At 76.3% G+C, this 19,094-nt stretch carries 1 protein-coding gene; it reads left to right on the top strand.

The window, feature by feature from the left end:
* Window positions 1-345: 345 nt before the first annotated feature.
* Window positions 346-19,092, top strand: a complete 18,747-nt coding sequence (locus ACWCPN_RS28310) for a non-ribosomal peptide synthase/polyketide synthase (protein ID WP_451211552.1) — start codon at window positions 346-348, stop codon at window positions 19,090-19,092.
* Window positions 19,093-19,094 lie beyond the last annotated feature (2 nt).

Raw genomic sequence — 19,094 nt, 5'->3', positions numbered from 1 at the left:
CGGGGGCCGGTGGGCCGGTCACCGGCCCGGTGACCTCTTCGCCCACCTGCTCCCGCCGGCCGTCCCCTGCGACACCGTCCCGCCCCACCTCGGCCGGCCCGCCCACCCGTCCGTTCCCGCCCCGAGCCGCTGCCCGGCTCACCCGTCCGCTCCGGAACCGAGCCGCCGCACCGCTCACCGTCCGCTCCCGCACCAGGCCGCCGCCCCGCCGACCGCACCGCAGTACCGCCCCGCCGTCTCGCACACCGGCGTGTCACCTCCGATCCGGCGCACCGCTCCCGAGGCGGTCCGGGGTCGTCCGTGTGGCCCGCGCCGCTTCGTCCCGCTCTCCAAAGGACTTGACCCATGACGGACCTGCACGACAAGCCCGCACCGGCGTCCTCCGAGCCGCAGGCCGGCAACGCCGCCGGCGCGCCGGAGAGCGCGACGGACCCGGCGCGTCCGACGCTCGGCGAGCTCTTCACCGCCTGGGTGGCCCGCACTCCGGACGCGCCGGCCCTCACCGACGGGCGGCGCACCTGGACGTACCGCGAACTGGGCGTGCGCGCCGACCGGCTGGCCGCACACCTCGTGCGGCGGGGTGCCGGGCCCGACCGGGTCGTGGCCCTGGTCCTGCCCCGATCCATGGAGCTGATCGCGGCGGAGCTGGCCGTCGCCCGGGCGGGCGCCGCCTTCCTGCCCGTGGATCCCGCCTACCCCGCCGAGCGCCGGGCGCTGATGCTCGCCGACGCCGGGCCCGCGGTCACCCTGGACGATCCGCGCCGGGTCGCCGAACTGCTCGGCACCGGCGAGCCGCCGGACACCGAGGACGCGGGACACGTCTGCCCGGACCACGCGGCCTACGTCATCTACACGTCCGGCTCCACCGGCACTCCCAAGGGCGTGACGGTCACCCACCGCGGCATCGGCGGCTTCACCTCGGCCGCCGCCGAACGGTACGCGGTGGGTCCCGGCGACCGGGTCCTCCAGTTCTCCTCGCCCAGCTTCGACGCCTCCGTCCTGGAACTGTGCGTCTCCGTCCTGTCCGGTGCCACGCTCGTCGTACCGCCGCACGGGCCCTGGCTGGGTGACGAACTCGCCGCGGTCCTGGACGAGCACCGGATCAGCCACGCCCTCATCCCGCCCGCCGCGCTGGCCACCCTGCCCGACCCCGCCCAGGGCACCGCACGCCACCTGCGCACGCTGATCGTGGGGGCCGAGGCCTGCTCGGCCGGGCTCGTCGACCGCTGGGCACCCGGCCGCCGCATGATCAACAGCTACGGTCCGACCGAGACCACGATCGTCGCCACCTGGACCGGACCGCTCGGCGCCGGCCGCGGCACGCCGACGATCGGCGGAGCCCTGCCGCACACCCGGGTCCATGTGCTCGACGCCGCGATGCGGCCCGTACCGCCCGGCGCGGACGGCGAGTTGTTCGTGGGCGGCGACGCCGTGGCCCGCGGCTACCTGGGCCGCCCGGGCCTGACCGCCGCGCGTTTCGTCGCCGACCCGTTCGGCCCGCCCGGCGCCCGCCTGTACCGCACCGGGGACCGCGTCCGCCGGACCGCGGAGGGGGAGCTGGAGTTCCTGGGCCGACTGGACCGGCAGGTGAAGATCCGCGGCTTCCGGATCGAGCCGGGCGAGATCGAGACGGCGCTGCGCGGCGCCGGCGCCGGAGCGGTCGGCGAGGCCGTGGTCGTGGTCCGCGAGGACGAACCGGGCCGCCGGCGCCTCGTCGGCTACGTCACCCCGTCCGAAGGGGCGTCCGCCGCGGACCCGGCCGCTTCCACCGGCCCCTCCGCGCCCGCCGCCGCGGACGCTCCCGCCCCGCCGCCCGCCCGCTCCCTCGATCCGGCCGCCCTGCGCGCCGCCGTGGCCGCGGTGCTGCCCGCGCACATGGTGCCCTCCGCCGTCGTGGTGCTGGACCGGATGCCGCTCACCCCGCAGCACAAGATAGACCGGCGGGCGCTGCCGGCTCCCGAGCGCGCCGTCCCGGCGGGCCGGGTGGGGCCGCGGTCGGCCGAGGAGCGGGCGCTCGCCGCGATCTGGGCGGATGTCCTGGGCGCCGACGAGGTCGGGGTCACCGACGACTTCTTCGACCTGGGCGGTGAGTCGATCCTCGCCGCCCGTCTCCTCGCCCGGGTCCGGGACGAGCTGGGCGTCCGGCTGACCGTGCGGGACGTCTTCACCGCGCGGACCGTCGCCGCTCTCGCCCCGTTGCTCGCCGACCCGTCGGCCGCCGTGGCGCCGGAGCCGATCCCGACCGTCCCGCACGAGGGCGGCCTGCCGCTGTCCAGCGCGCAGCGCCGGCTCTGGTACCTGGACGACCTCACCGCGGGCGGCACCGAGTACAACACCGGTGTGGCCCTGCGGCTGCGCGGCGCGCTGGACCCCGACGCGCTGCGCCGCTCCCTGCTCCGCCTGGCGGCCCGGCACGCCTCCCTGCGCACCACCTTCCCGACGGTCGACGGCCAGGGCGTCCAGCGCGTCGCGCCCGAGCCGGAGCTGCCCCTGCGGACGGCCGACGTCGCCGGATTGCCCGAAGCACGTCGCGCCGAGGCCGCCGAGGCCCTGCTCACCGAGGAGCTGAGCCGTCCGTACGACCTGGCGGCCGGCCCGCTCACCCGGGCCCTGCTCGTCCGGATCGCCACCGACGACCACCTGCTGCTCCTCGCCCAGCACCACATCGTCACCGACGGCTGGTCGGTGGGCATCCTCACCCGGGAACTCACCGCCCTCTACCACGCGGAGACCACCGGGGAGCCCGACGCACTGCCGCGACCGGCCCTGCAGTACCCGGACTTCGCGGTGTGGGAGCGGGCGCGGCGGGCCGGTGACACGGACACCGGCGATCTGGCCTACTGGAAACGCCACCTGGCGGGCATCGCGCAGCTCGAGCTGCCCACGGACCGGCCGCGTCCCGCCGTACGCACCACCGCCGGCGCCGCCCACCGGCACGCCCTGCCCGCGGAGTTGACGGACCGGCTGCGGCAGCTCGCCGCGGGCCGCGGCACCACGCTGTTCACCCTGTTCGCGGGCGCCGCCGCCCTGCTGTTCTCCCGCTACTCAGGACAGCGCGACATCGCGTTCGGCACCGTCACCAACGGCCGCGGCCGGCGGGACCTGGAGGACGTCCCGGGCTTCTTCGCCAACACGGTCGTGCTCCGCGGCGAGGTGGACGAGCGGGCGACCGTGGACCGGTTCGTGGAGACCATGCGGACGACGGTGCTGGACGCCTTCGCCCACGACGGGGTCCCGTTCGACCGGGTGGTGGAGGAACTGGCCCCGCCCCGCGACCCGAGCCGCACCCCGCTGGTCCAGGCGGTCGTCGTCCAGCAGACCGGGCTTCCGCCGCGGCCGCTCGCCGGCGGCCTGCGTGTCGGCGGACATCCGCTGCCGCGCCCGGCCGCCCGCTTCGACCTGGTGCTGGAGTTCACGCCGGACGCGGACGGCGGCTGCGTGCTGACCGCCGAGTTCAACACCGACCTGTTCGACGCGGCGACCGTGGCCCGGATGACCGCCCATCTGCACCGGCTGCTGGCGGGCATGGCGGACGGGCCCGGCCGCACCCTGGCCGAACTGCCCATGCTCGCGCCCCACGAACAGCGCGCGCTGGTGGACAGCTGGAATCCGCCCGCCCGCCCGGCACGGGAGACCGGGTACGGCACGCTCCCCGGACTGCTGCACGCCCAGGCGGCCCGCACCCCGGACCGTACCGCCGTCGTCTGCGGCCCGGTCCGGCTGGACTACGCCGAGGTCGCCCGGCGCGCCGGCCGGCTGGCCCGGCTGCTCGTCGCACGCGGAGCCGGCCCGGAGACCCTGGTCGCGCTCTGCCTGCCGCGCTCCGCCGACCTCGTGCCCGTGCTGTGGGCGGTGCTCGCCTCCGGCGCCGGCTACCTCCCCGTCGACCCGGCCTACCCCGCCGAGCGCGTCCGCCTGATGCTCGACGACGCCGGGCCCGCGCTCGTGATCGCCACCCGCGAGACCGCCGCGGCCCTGCCGCCGGAGTGCGCGCCGCTGCTCCTGGAGGACCACGCCGCACCGGACGCGGCCGACACGCCGCTGACCGACGCCGACCGGCTGCGGCCGCTGCTGCCGGACCACCCCGCCTACGTCATCTACACCTCGGGCTCCACCGGCCGCCCCAAGGGGGTGGTGGTCACCCACCGCAGCGTCGGCGCGCTCGCGCGGTGGGCGGGGGAGCGGTTCGGCGCCGAGGGGCTGGCCCATGTGATCGCCTCCACGTCGCTCAACTTCGACGTCTCGGTCTTCGAACTGCTCTGCCCCCTGATGGCGGGTGGCACCGTCGAGGTGGTCGCCGACCTGCCGGCCCTCGCCGACGGAGCCGGGCCCCGGCGGGCCGGCCTGCTCAGCGGCGTGCCGTCCGTCGTCTCGCGGCTGATCGCGGGCGGCACCGCGCCCGTCACCGCCGACACCGTCGTCCTCGCCGGTGAGGCGCTGCCCCTCCAGACGGTCCACGATCTGCGGGCCGCCATGCCCGGCTGCCGCATCGCCAACATCTACGGCCCCACCGAGGCCACCGTGTACGCCACCGCCTGGGTCGCCGGCGACCGGCTGCCGGAGCAGGCCCCGCCCATCGGCGGTCCGGTGGCGCTCACCCGCTGCTACGTCCTCGACGGCCGCCTGCGGCCCCAGCCCGTGGGCGTCACCGGCGAGTTGTACCTCGGGGGCGGCGGCCTGGCCCGCGGCTACCTGAACCGCCCCGGACTCACCGCCGCCCGGTTCGTCGCCGACCCGTTCGGCGCGCCGGGGGAGCGCATGTACCGCACCGGCGACCTGGTCCGCCGGCGCCCCGACGGCGGGCTGGAGTACGTGGGCCGGATCGACCAGCAGGTCAAGGTCCGCGGCTTCCGCATCGAACTCGGCGAGGTGGAGGAGGCGCTGCGCGGCTGCTCGGGCGTCGCGGAGGCGGCGGCCGTCGCCACCGCCACCGACGGCCACCGGCGCCTCGTCGGCTACGTCGTCCCGGCCGCCGGGGAGCGGACGGAACCCGAGGCCCTGCGCCGCGAACTCGGCCGTACGCTGCCCGACTACATGGTCCCGTCGACCGTCGTCGTGCTGGACGCCCTGCCGCTCAACCCCAACGGCAAACTCGACCGCGGCCGCCTGCCCGACCCCGGTCCCGCCGTGCGCGCGGCACGGCGCGTCGCACCCCGCACGCCCACCGAGCGGACCCTCGCCGCGATCCTCGCCGAGGTGCTGCGCGTGGAGCATGTCGGGGTCGACGACAACTTCTTCGAACTGGGCGGCGACTCGATCCTCAGCATCCAGGTGGTGGCGCGCGCCCGGCAGGAGGGTCTGCCGCTCACCTCGCGGGACGTCTACCGGCACCAGACGGTGGCCGCCCTCGCGCACTGCGCGGACACCGCGGCGGTCCCGCGCGGGGCCGCCCCCGAGCCGGAGGCCGCCTGCGGCCCGGCACCGCTCACGCCCATCCAGCACTGGCTGTTCGGCACCGCCGGCGAACGCGCCGGCCACTTCTCGCAGGCGCTGTCCGTCCGGCTGCCCGGGGACCTGGACCCGGAGGCGCTGGAAGAGGCCCTGAACGACCTGGTCGCCCACCACGACGCCCTGCGCTCCCGCTTCACCCCCGGCGACGCGCCCGACGCGGCCGCCTGGTCCGTCGACGAGCGGGCGCCCCGCCTCCGCCTGGCCCGTCACACCGGCCCGGAGACGGACACCCCGCACTTCGGCCCGTTCGACCTCGCCCACGGACCGCTGCTGCGGGCCGTGCTGCACGACCCCGGCGCCGGCGGGCCCGGCGTGCTGCACCTCGCCGTCCACCACCTCGTGGTCGACGGCGTCTCCTGGCGGGTGCTGCTGGAGGACCTGGACCGCGCGTACCGCGCCCGCCGCGCCGGCGGGGACGGGTCCGCGGCACTGCCCGCGAAGTCCTCCCCGCTGCGGCAGTGGACCCGCAGACTGAACGCCCACGCGGCCGACGGCGGCTTCGACGACGAGCGCGGCTACTGGGCCGAGGCGGTCCCCGGCACCGAAACGGCCCTGCCCGACGCGCTGACCGGCGGCCCCGGCACCTACGCGGCGCAGCGCTCGCTCTCCGTGCGCCTGACCCCGCAGGCGACCTCGGCCCTGCTGCGCACGCTGCCCGACACCTACCGCACCCAGGCCAACGACGTCCTGCTCAGCGCCCTCGGCAGAGCGCTGTGCGGCTGGAGCGGCCTGGACCGGGTGGTGGTGGACGTCGAGGGACACGGCCGCGAGGAACTCTTCCCCGACCTGGACATCAGCCGCACGGTCGGCTGGTTCACCACCCGGTACCCCGTCGCGCTCTCCGTCCCAGAGGACGCCGGCTGGGACGCCGTACTGAAGCGGGTCAAGGAGCAGTTGCGCGCCGTACCGCGGCACGGCCTGGGTCACGACGCGCTGCGCCGGCTGGCCGGCCCCGGGGCGGCGCCGCGCACCGCGGCGGCCCGGATCAGCTTCAACTACCTGGGCCGCATGGACACTCCGGAGGACCCCGACGGCCTCTACCGGGGCACCGTGCGCCCGCTGGAGCTGGACGCCGACCCCGCGGCCGAGCGCCCGCACACCCTGGAGGTCGTCGGACAACTCGTCGGCGACAGCCTGGAGTTCACCTGGTTCTACGCGGACCGGCCGGGCCAGGAGCACACGGTCGCGGACCTCGCCGGACGCTTCGCCGACGCGCTCGCCGACCTCGCCGGGCACGCCGCCCGGCCCGGAGCCGCCGGCCGCACCCCGTCCGACTTCCCGCTGGCCCGGCTCGACCAGACCGCCGTGGACCGGATCACCGGCGCCGACCCGGCCGCCGTGTCCGACGTGCTGCCGCTCACGCCCACCCAGGCGGGCATGCTCTTCCACGGCCTGTCCCAGGACGACCGCGGGGTCTACGTCCAGCAGCTCACCTTCGTCCTGGACGGTGTGCCCGATCCGGCGGCCCTGGCCGCCGCCTGGCAGCACGTGACCGACCGCGCCGAGGTGCTGCGCGGCCGGGTCCTCTGGCAGGACGTACCCGAACCCCTGCTGGTGGTGGAGCGCCACGCGGCCGTGCCCGTCACCCACCTGGACTGGCGCGACCTGACCGAGGACGAGCGAGGCGCCCGGCTGCACGACCTGCTGGTCCGGGACCGTGCCGAGGGCATCGACCTCGGACGGGCCCCGCTCCAGCGGCTGCTGCTCGCCCGGGTCTCCGCCACCGCGGTGCGCGTGGTGTGGTCCTTCCACCATCTGCTGCTCGACGGCTGGAGCATGTTCCAGGTGCTCTCGGACGTCTTCGCGCACCACTCGGGGACGGACCCCGGCAGCCTTCCGCACCGCCCGCCCTACCGGGACTACGTCGCCTGGCTGCGCCGGCGCGACCCGGAGGCCGCCGAACAGCACTGGCGGCGCCGCCTGTCCGGCCTGACCGAGGCCACCGCGCTGCCCTACGACCGTGAGCCGCGCGAGGCCCACCGCGCCGAGTCCACGCACGCGGTCCACGGCGTGCTGCCCGCGGCCACCACGCGGGCGCTGGAAGAACTGGCCCGCACCTCCGGGCTCACCCTGAACACGCTGGTGCAGGGCGCCTGGGCGCTGCTGCTGGCCCGCCAGGCGGGCCTGGACGAGGTGGTGTTCGGCACCACCGTGTCCGGCCGGCCGCCCGAGCTGCCCGGCGCCGAGGCCATGACCGGCCTGTTCATCACCACCCTGCCCACCCGGGTCACCGTCCCCGGCGACGGCACCCTGGCCGACTGGCTGCGCGCGCTCCAGCAGGACCAGAGCGAGGACCGCCGCTTCGACCACCTGCCGCTCACCCGCATGAAGACGTTCACCGGACTCCCGGACCGGGTCGGGCTGTTCGACAGCATCGTCGTCTTCGAGAACTACCCGGTGGACGACGACCTCGCCACCGTCAACGGGCTGCGCCTGACCGGTCTGGAAGGCGTCGAGACCACCAACTACCCGCTGAGCCTGACCGCTTACCCGGGTACGGAGCTGGCCCTGCGTCTCGGCTACGACCCCGAGCTGTTCGACGCCGGCACCGCCGCCCGCATGGCCGAGTACCTGACCGTCCTGCTCACCGGGATGACCACCGGCTCCCGACGGCCGCCCGCGCGGCTGCCGTTGCTCGGTCCGGACCGCCGCGAGCAGGTGCTGCACACCTGGAACGACACGGCCACCGAGCTGCCCGGCACCACCGTCGCCGCCCTGTTCGCCGCACAGGTGGACCGCACACCCCACGCCGTGGCCCTGGAAGCCGGGGACGACCGCCTCACCTACCGCGAACTGGACGCCCGCGCCGACGAGCTGGCGGCCCGGCTGGCCGGGCTCGGGGTACGGCCGGAACAGGCGGTCGGTGTCCTCATGGACCGCTCCGCCGAGCTGATCGTCACCCAGCTCGCGCTCGTGCGCACCGGTGGCGTGTACGTGCCGCTGGACGGCAGGGCACCGGCCGAGCGGCTGCGCCGGATGCTCACCGAGGCCCGCGCCGGCCTGCTGCTCACCGACGCCGCCTGGGAGGAGACGGCCCGGGAACTGCTGCCGGCCGACCGGGTCCTGCGCGCCGACGCCGGCTCCGGCGCCGGCGGGCCGGCCCCCGCCCACGCCGTCCACCCGGACAACGTCCAGTACCTCATGTTCACCTCGGGCTCCACCGGCACCCCCAAGGGGGTCGCGGTGCGCCAGCGGGACGTCGTCGCGCTCGCCCTGGACCGGTCCTTCGACGGGCACGACCGGGTCCTGGTGCACTCGCCGCACGCCTTCGACGCCTCCACCTACGAGGTGTGGGTGCCGCTGCTGCGCGGCGGCACGGCCGTCCTCGCCCCGCCCACCGACGTGGACGCCGCCCAGGTCCGGCGCGCGGTCACCGAGCGGCGGGTGAGCTGCCTGTTCCTGACCGCGGGTCTGTTCCGCCTGCTCGCCCAGGAGGACCCCGGCTGCCTGCGCGGCGCCCGCGAGGTGTGGACGGGCGGCGAGGCCGTGCCGGGCGCGGTGGTGCGGCGGGTCCTGGACGCCTGCCCCGGCCTGACCGTCGTCGACGTCTACGGACCCACCGAGACCACCGCCTTCGCCACCCGCCGCTACTTCCGGTCCGGTGACCCGCTGCCCGCCGTGCTGCCCATCGGCCGCCCGCTCGACAACACCCGCGTGTACGTCCTGGACGCCGCCCTCCAGCCCCAGCCCCCGGGCGTCGTCGGCGAGCTGTACATCGCCGGGGCCGGCCTGGCCCGGGGCTACACGGACCGGCCGGGGGCGACCGCCGCCCGCTATCTCGCCGACCCCTACGGCCCGCCCGGCACCCGCATGTACCGCACCGGCGACATCGTGCGCTGGAGCGACGACGGCGAACTGCACTTCGTCGGCCGAGCCGACGACCAGATCAAGATCCGCGGCTTCCGCGTCGAACCCGCCGAGATCGAGGCCCTGCTCACCGGCCATCCGGCCGTCGCCGAGGCCGTCGTCTCCCTGTACGAGCACGCCGGACGCAAGCGGCTGGCCGCCCACCTGGTGCCGGCCGGCGCCGCCCCGGTCCCCCCAGCCGCCGAACTGCGCGCCCACCTGGCGTCCGGGCTGCCCGACTACATGCTGCCCGCCGCGTTCGTCACCGTGCCGGAACTGCCGCTGACGGCCAACGGCAAGGTCGACCGGCGCCGGCTGCCCGCCCCGGACTGGTCGGCGGGCGGCGAGCGGGCCCACCGCGCCCCGCGCACCGACACCGAGCGGATCCTCGCCGCGATCTGGGCCGAACTGCTCGGTGTCGACCGGGTCGGCGTGGACGACAACTTCTTCATGCTGGGCGGCGACTCCATCCTCAGCATCCAGGTGGTCTCCCGGGCCCGGACGGCGGGACTCGCGCTCAGTCCCCGCGATCTCTTCCGGCATCCCACCGTGGCCGAACTCGCCGCAGCCACCGGCGGCGCCGCGCCCGCCGTCGCCGGCACCGGACCGGTCGGCGGAGCGGCCGGTCTGCTGCCGATCCAGCACTGGTTCCTCGACCCGCGCCCCGCGCACCCCGAGTTCTTCAACCAGTCCGTCGTCGTCGAGGCGGCGGGCGCCGTCGACCAGGACGCCCTGCGCGCCGCCCTCACCGCCCTGTGGACGCACCACGACGCCCTGCGCGCCCGGTTCGCCCTCGACGGCGACGGGACCTGGCGCCAGGACGTCGCCGCCGCCGACACCCCGCTCCCGGACCTGCTCCAGGTCCACGACCGGGCCGACGAGGAACACGTCACCACGGCCGCGCACACCGGACTCCGGCTGGACACTGGCCCGTTGCTCGCCGCCCGTCTGTTCACCGACGACGGCACCGGGCCCGCCCGGCTGCTCCTGGTCGCCCACCACCTGGTGGTCGACGGCGTCTCCTGGCGGATCCTGCTGGAGGACCTGGAGACCGCCTACCGGCAGGCCGCGTCCGGCGAACCCGTCACGCTGCCCGGCCGCACCACCTCCGTGCGGGAGTGGGCCCGCCGGCTGCGCGACCACGGCCGGTTCGCCGACGGGATCGCCCACTGGGAGCGCACCGCCCGCGCCTGCGCCGGCCCGCTGCCCGTGGACGGCGACGGCGGCAACACCATGGCCGACGTCCGCGAGGTCACCGTCCGGCTGGACCGCGAACGCACCGACGGCCTGCTGCGCCGTGTCCCCGGCGTCTACCGCACCCGCATCGACGACGTCCTGCTCACCGCGCTCGGCCGGGTCCTCGCCGACTGGGCCGGACGCGACACGGTCGCCGTCGGCCTGGAGGGGCACGGCCGCGAGGACCAGCTCTTCGAGGACGTCGACCTGTCCCGCACGGTCGGCTGGTTCACCTCCCTGTACCCCGTCGCCCTGACCGTCCCGGCGGGGGACTGGGGCGCCGCCCTGAAGTCGGTCAAGGAGCAGCTGCGGGCCGTACCCGACCGCGGACTCGGCTACGGCGTGCTGCGCCACCTCGCCCGCGACGAGCGGCTCACCGGCGCACCCGGACCCGGCATCACCTTCAACTACCTGGGCCGCTTCGACTGGTCCGCCGACACCGGCGCGCTGGTCGGGTCCGTACCCGGCGGCCTCGGCGGCGCGGAGGCACCCGGCACCGAACGGCCGCACCTGCTGGACGTCGTGGCCCGGGTTGAGGACGACCGGCTGGAGATCACCTGGTACTACAGCGCCGGACGGCACCGCGCGGAGACCGTGACCTCGCTCGCCGAGGGCATGCTGCGGGCGCTCGGCGACATCGTCGCGCACTGCGCCCTGCCGCACGCGGGCGGCCGTACCCCGTCGGACTTCCCGCTGGCCCGGCTGGACCAGGCGGCCGTGGACCGGATCGCCGGGAACGGCCGGGACGTCGCGGACATCCACCCGCTGACCCCCATGCAGGCCGGCATGCTCTTCCACAGCCTGCTCGACGACGACAGCCGCACCTACGTCAACCAGGCGCAGATGGTGCTGTCCGGCGTCACCGACCCCCACGCGTTCGCCGAGGCGTGGCAGCACACCGCGGACGCCAACCCGGTGCTGCGCACCCGCCTGGTGTGGCGGGAGACCCCCGAACCGCTCCAGGTCGTCCGGCACCGGGCCACCGTGCCCGTCACCCACCACGACTGGTCCGGACGGCCCGCCGGGAGCACCGGGCACGAGCTGGACCGGCTGCTCGCCGAGGACCGGGAGAAGGGCATCGACCTCGGCGCCGCGCCCCTGATGCGGCTGATGCTGATCCGGCTGTCGCCGGACCGGGTACGGCTGGTGTGGACGTTCCACCACGTGCTGCTCGACGGATGGAGCGCGGCCCAGGTCTTCGACGAGGTGTGCGAGCGGTACGCGGCGCTGACGGCGGGGCGCCGGCCGGACGTGCCCGGGCGCCGGCCCTTCGCCGACTACCTGCGCTGGCTGGCCGGGCGGGACACCGGCCGCGCCGAGCGGTACTGGCGTGCCACCCTGGCGGGCTTCCCGGCGCCCACCGGACTGCCCCGCGACCGGCGGCCCGCCGAGGCCCACCGCGCCTCCTCCTCCGGGTCCGTCCGGATGACCCTCGGCGCGGACGTCTCGGCCCGGCTGCGGGAGACCGCACAGCGGGGCGGCCTGACCCTCAACACGGTCCTCCAGGGCGCCTGGGCGCTGCTGCTGTCCCGCTACGGCGGCGGGGACGACGTGGTGTTCGGCACGACCGTCTCCGGCCGGCCCGCCGAACTGCCCGGCGTCACCTCGATGGTCGGCCTGTTCATCAACACCCTGCCCACCCGGGCCCGCGTCGACGGGCGGCGGCCGCTGCTGGACTGGCTGCGCGAACTGCAGGAGGCCCAGGCGGAGGCCCGCCGCCACGACTTCGTCTCGCTCGCGCAGGTGCAGTCGTGGAGCGAGGTGCCCGGCGGCACCGGCCTGTTCGACTCCATCGTGGTGTTCGAGAACTACCCCTTCGACGAGGGCTCCCTGGCGAGGCACGGCCTGGCCATGGAGCAGGAGCGGGACCTGGAGCCCACGAACTACCCGCTCAGCGTGATCGTCGCGCCCGGTGACACCCTCGCCGTGAACCTGGACTACGACCCGGACGCCTTCGACGCCACGACGGTCGAGGCGCTCGGCGAGAGCCTGCGCACCCTGCTGACCGCGATGGCCGGCGCACCCGACCGCCGCCTGGCCGCGCTGCCGCTGCTGGACCCGGCCGAAGGGCGGGCGCTGCTGGCCCGGTTCGGCGGACCGGTGGCCGAGGCACCGCACGGGACCCTTCCCGAGGCGTTCCGGCGCCAGGCCGAGCGCACCCCGGACGCCCCGGCGGTCCGCCACGACGGCACCTGCCTCACCTACCGCGAACTCGACGCCCGCTCCAGCAGGCTGGCCCGGCTGCTCGTCGCCGCCGGCGCCGGGCCCGAGCGCTTCGTCGCGCTCTGCCTGCCCCGCACCGCCGACCTGGTGGTGGCGCTCCTCGCCGTTCTCAAGAGCGGCGCCGCCTATCTGCCGGTCGACCCGCAGTACCCGGCCGAGCGCGTCGCGTTCCTCTTCGACGACGTGCGCCCGGACGCCGTGATCACCGCCGCGGAGACCGCCGGCCGGCTGCCCGAGGGCTCCTTCACCCGGATCCTGCTGGACGAAGGACCCGTCGGCGAGCCGGCGGACACCCCCGTCGGCGACGACGAACGCCGCGGCGCCCTGCTGCCCGCGCATCCCGCCTACGTCATCCACACCTCCGGCTCGACCGGCCGACCCAAGGGCGTGGTCGTCAGCCACGCGTCCGTACTGGCCCTCACCGACTGGGCCGCGGCCGAGTTCACCGGGCGCGGACTGGAGCACGTGGTCGCGTCCACCTCGCTCAACTTCGACGTGTCGGTGTTCGAGATCTTCTCGCCGCTGCTGTCCGGCGGCTGCGTGGAGATCGTCCGCGACCTGCTGGCCCTCGCCGAACGTCCCGGGCCCTGGCGGGCCGGGCTGCTCAGCGCCGTGCCCTCCGCCCTGGACCGGCTGCTCGCCGAGGACGCCGTCAGGATCACCGCCGAGACGGTCGTCCTGGCGGGCGAGGGGCTGCCCGCCCGGACCGTGGACCGGGTCCGCGCGGCCGTCCCCGGCAGTCAGGTGCGCAACATCTACGGCCCCACCGAGGCCACCGTCTACGCCACCGCCTTCACCTGCGACCCCGCCGACCCCGACCGCGACCCGCCGATCGGCCGGCCGCTCGGCGGCGCCCGCGCCTACGTCCTGGACGAACGGATGCGCCCGGTGCCCGCCGGCGCGCCCGGCGAGCTGTTCCTCGCGGGGACCGGCGTCGCCCGCGGCTATCTGCGCCGCCCCGGCCTGAGCGCCGGCCGCTTCCTGCCCGACCCGTTCGGGCCGCCCGGCGGCCGTATGTACCGCACCGGCGACCTGGTCCGCTGGACGGCCGACGGCGACCTCGTCTACCTCGGCCGCGGTGACGACCAGGTCAAGGTGCGCGGCTTCCGCATCGAACTCGGCGAGGTCGAGGCCGCGCTGGCCCGCCACCCGGCCGTGGCCGCGGCAGCGGCCCGGGTCGTCGAACACGCCGGCCACCGCCGTCTGGTCGGCTACGTGGTGCCGCGCTCGCCGGACGCGCCGGCTTCAGCCGGCGAGCAGCCGTCCGTGCCGCGTCCCCGCGACGGCCGCGCGGAGAACCGGCCCACCGGTCTGCCCGACACGGGCGAACTGCGGGCCTTCCTCGGCCGTACGCTCCCCGACCACCTGGTCCCCGCTCTCGTCGTGCCGCTGGAGCGGCTGCCGCTCGGGGCCACCGGCAAGCTCGACCGGCGGGCGCTGCCCGTGCCCGAGTGGGCCGCGCCGGCCGCCGGGACGTCCGCGCGGCCGCCGCGCACCGACGCCGAGCGGACGCTCGCCGCCATCTGGTGCGACGTGCTGGGCGTGGCCGAAGTCGGCGCCGACGACAACTACTTCACGCTCGGCGGGGACTCCGTCCTCGGCATCCAGATCGTCTCCGCCGCCCGCCGCGCCGGACTCACCCTGACACCCCGGCACCTGTTCACCCACCAGACCCTCGCCGAACTCGCCGCCGCGGCCGAGCGGACGCCCGATCCCCGTGCGTCCGCCGTCGTCGCCGAGCAGGGCCCGGTGACCGGTGACATCCCGTTGACCCCCGTGCAGCACTGGCTCCTGGACACCCTTACCGGCGACCCCGCACACTTCAGCCAGACGGTCTCCTACGAGCTGGCCGAGGAACCCGACGAGGCGGTGCTGCGGGCCGCCCTGGGCGCCGTACTGGAGCACCACGACGCGCTGCGGACGCGGCTCGAGACGGGACCGGCCGAGGGCGGCACCGGAGGGTGGCGGCAGTACGGCACCGCGCCCGGTGACCGCGACCCGCATCTCGAGGTGCACGACGGGGCGGCACCGGACGAGGTGGCCGCCGCCCTGGGCGCCGGGTTCGACCTGGCCGGCGGGCCGCTGCTGCGGGCCGCGCTGTGCCGGCCCGGCGACGACGGGCGGCCGGTGCTGCTGCTCGCCGCGCACCACCTGGTCGTGGACGCCGTGTCCTGGCCGCTGATCCTGGAGGACCTGGAAACCGCCCACCGGGCGCTGCGGGACGGCCGGCGGCCCGAACTCGCCCCGAAGAGCACCTCGTTCCAGGCGTGGGCGCGGCGGCTCGCCGAGCACACCGAGGCGGGCGGCTTCGACGCCGAACTCGCCCACTGGCGGGGCCTCGACGCCGGTACGGAGCTGCCCACGGACCACCCCGGCGGCGCCAACACCGTCGCCGACGAGGACAGCGTGACCGCGGGACTCGACGCCGAGGAGACCCGCCGGCTGCTCCAGGACGTGCCGGACGCCTACCGCACCCGCGTCAACGACGTCCTGCTGTGCGCGCTGGGCCGGGTCCTGGCCCGCTGGACCGGGCGGGACCGGGTGGCGGTCACCCTGGAGGGCCACGGCCGCGAGGAACTCTTCGAGGACACCGATCTCGCCCGGACCGCCGGCTGGTTCACCGCCATGTACCCGGTGGCCCTGGACGTGCCCCGGGACGCCGACACCGGCGGCGTGCTGAAGGCCGTCAAGGAGAACCTGCGGGCCGTGCCGCACGGCGGGCTCGGCTACGGCGCGCTGCGCTTCCTGCACCCCACGGCGGGCCGCGAGCTGCCCGCCCTGCCGCCGGTCTGCTTCAACTACCTGGGCCGGCAGGACCGCACCGGCACGCCGGGCGGCCTGCTGCGCGCTCCGCACGGCGGGCTCTCGGGCGGCATGGACGCGGCCGCGGACCGGCCGTACCTCCTCGACGTGCTCGGCCGGGTCACCGGCGACCGGCTGGAGTTCACCTGGTCGTACTCCCGCGAGGTGCACCGGCGCGAGACGGTCGCCCGGCTGGCCGCCGAACTCACCGCGGAACTCCGCGCGATCGTCCGGCACTGCGCCGAACCCGGCGCCGGGGGCCGCACCCCGTCCGACTTCCCGCTCGCCCCCCTGGACCAGGCGGCCGTCGACCGGCTCGTCGGCGACGGGACGGACGTGGCGGACGTCTATCCGCTCACCCCCACCCAGGCCGGCATGGTGATGCACGGCCTGGACGACGCCGAACACGGCCTCTACGTCGAGCAGATCACCTTCGTGGCGGACGGTGCCCGCGACCCGCGGACCCTGGCCGCCGCCTGGCGGCACGTCGTCGACCGGACGCCCGTGCTGCGCACCTCCGTCGCCCTGCGCGGCGTACCCGTGCCGCTCCAGGTCGTCCACCGGGACGTGACCCTCCCGGTCACCGAACACGACTGGAGCGGGATCCCGGCGGACCGGCACGCCGCGGAGCTGGAGCGGCTGCTGGCCGAGGAGCGGGCCCGGGGCGTTGCCCTGGACCGCGCCCCGCTGCTGCGGCTCGCCCTCGTCCGGCTCGGCCCGGACGCGGTCCGCGTGGTGTGGACCTTCCACCACGTCGTGCTGGACGGGTGGAGCGTCTTCCACGTCCTGGCAGACGTCACGGCCGCGCACGCCGCCCTGGTCCGCGGCGAGCGGCCCCGGCTGCCCGAGCGCAGGCCGTTCGCGGACTACGCCGCCTGGCTCGCCGCCCGCGACGACCGCCAGGCCGAGGAGCACTGGCGCGGCGCCCTGGCCGGTCTCGCTTCCCCGACCCCGCTGCCCTACGACCGCAGGCCCGCCCCGGACACCACGTCCCGCTCCGGCACCTGGCTGTCCCGGCGGCTCGGCACCGAACGGACGCACCGGCTGCTGGAGTTCGCCCGGCGGCACCGTCTCACCCTCAACACGCTGGTCCAGGGTGCCTGGGCGCTGCTGCTGTCGCGGTGGAGCGGGGAGCGGGAGGTGTGCTTCGGCACCACCGTCTCCGGGCGGCCCGCCGACCTGCCCGGCGCCGACACCATCACCGGCCTGTTCATCACCACCCTGCCCGCCCGCACCGAGGTCGACGGCGGTGCCCGCTGCGACGCCTGGCTGCGCGCGTTCCAGGAGGCCCGGGCCGAGGACCGCCGCCACGACCACCTGCCCCTCGGCGCGCTGCACGCCCTCACCGGACTTCCGCCGGGCGCCGCCCTGTTCGACAGCCTGGTGGTCTTCGAGAACTACCCGGTCGGCGACGCCACCGCCGGCGCGCACGGGCTCGCCCTGCGGGACCTCGACGCCCGCGAGGCCACCAACTACCCCCTCACCGTGGTCGTCTCACCGGGCGACCGGCTGACCGTCGAACTCGGTTACGACCCGCGGTGCTTCGACGAGGCCAGCGCCCTCTCGCTGGCGGAGCAGCTGCTGCACACCCTGGACGTCCTGGCCGCCTCGGACGGCACCGCCCGCCTCGACGACCTCGACGTCCTGCCGCCGGAGCTGCACGACCGGCTGCTGCGCGGCCCGGCCCGCCCCGAGCTCGGCCCGGTCCCCGCGGCCACCCTGCCCGCCCTGGTCGAGGCCGCCGTCGACCGGTGGCCGACCGCACCCGCGCTCGACGCGGCCGGCGCGCCACTGACCTTCGCGGAGACGGAGGAACGGGCCAACCGGCTCGCGCACCGGCTCATCGCGCGGGGCACCGGACCCGGCGACCTCGTCGCCCTGCTGCTGCCCCGCTCGGCGGACATGGTGCTGGCGCAGCTCGCGGTCACGAAGAGCGGCGCGGCGTTCCTGCCGGTCGACCCCGCCTACCCCGAGGAGCGCATCGCCCTGATGCTGCGCGACGCGGCACCGGCCCTCACCCTCGACGCCAAGGAGATCGCCGGCCTGCTCACCGCCCCGCCGGACGGCACGCCCGGGCACCGGCCCACCGACGCGGACCGGACCCGCCCCCTCGACCTGGACGATCCCGCCTACGTCATCTACACCTCCGGCTCCACCGGCACCCCCAAGGGCGTCGTCGTCACCCACCGCGGCCTCGCCGCCTTCTCCGCGGCCGAGGCCGCCCACTACCAGGTCGCCCCCGGCGACCGGGTCCTGGCCTTCGCCACGCCCAGCTTCGACGCCTCCGTGCTGGAGCTGTGCATGTCCCTGCCGCACGGCGCCCGGCTCGTCGTACCCCGGCCGGGACCGCTGCTCGGAGCCGAACTCGCCGACGTCCTGCGGGCCGAGCGCATCACGCACACCCTGCTGCCCCCCGCCGCGCTCGCCACCCTGCCGGACGGCACCCCCGGCACCCTGCCGGACCTGAAGACGCTGACCGTGGGCGCCGACGCGTGCGGACCCGAACTCGTGGCCCGCTGGGCACCGCACCACCGCATGGTCAACTCCTACGGCCCCACGGAGGCCACCGTCGTCGCCACCTGGACCGCCCCGCTGACGGCGGACGGCGCCGCGCCGCCCATCGGCCGCCCGCTGCCCGCCACCGGTGCCTACGTCCTGGACGCCCGGCTGCGGCCGGTCCCCGACGGCGTCACCGGCGAACTGTGGCTGAGCGGTCCGGCACTGGCGCGCGGCTATTCGGGCCGCCCCGGACTGACCGCGGCCCGCTTCACCGCCGACCCGTTCGGACCGCCCGGCAGCCGCATGTACCGCACCGGCGACCTGGTGCGCCGCGACAGCGCGGGCGAACTGCACTACCTCGGCCGCGGTGACCACCAGCTCAAGCTGCGCGGCCACCGCATCGAGGCGGGCGAGGTCGAGGCGGCCCTGGTGCGCCATCCGGGCGTGCTGGACGCCGTGGTGACCGTACGCGAGGACGAACCCGGCCTGCCGCGCCTGGTCGCCCACCTGCTCACGGCCCCCGGCGCCGAACCGCCCGCCCCCGCCGGGCTGCGGGCGCTGGCCGCCCGCTCGCTGCCCGGGTACATGGTGCCGTCCGCGTTCGTGGTGCTGGACCGCTTCCCGGTCACCGAGAACGGCAAGACCGACCGGTCCGCCCTGCCCGCCCCGGCCGCCGCCGCGGAACGGGACCGGCCCCAGTACGTGGCACCCCGCACCCCCACCGAGGAGGTGCTCGCGGACATCTGGGAGGAGATCCTCCAGACGGCCGTGGGCGCCGAGGACGACTACTTCCTGCTCGGCGGCGACTCGCTGCGCGCCCTGCTCATCTCCTCCCGCGCCGACGACGCGTTCGGCGTCCCGCTCACCCCCCGCGACGTCCTGGTCTCCCGCACCGTCGCCGCCCTGGCGGAACTGGTGGAGGAAAAGGTGCTGAGCGAACTCGAACAGGCCGCGTACGGCGACGGCGATCCGGACGCCGCGGACGGCCACGACACCGAAGACGCCGCGTCCGGCGGCCACGACCACGAACGGTGAGG

Source organism: Streptomyces sp. NPDC002386, assembly GCF_053593175.1.
Note: the sequence above shows the minus strand (reverse complement) of the source record. Positions and strands in the feature narration are given on the sequence as shown.

Excerpts from the sequence above, each read along its gene's own strand:
- ACWCPN_RS28310 (WP_451211552.1), top strand. The coding sequence starts at position 346 with ATGACGGACCTGCACGACAAGCCCGCACCGGCGTCCTCCGAGCCGCAG.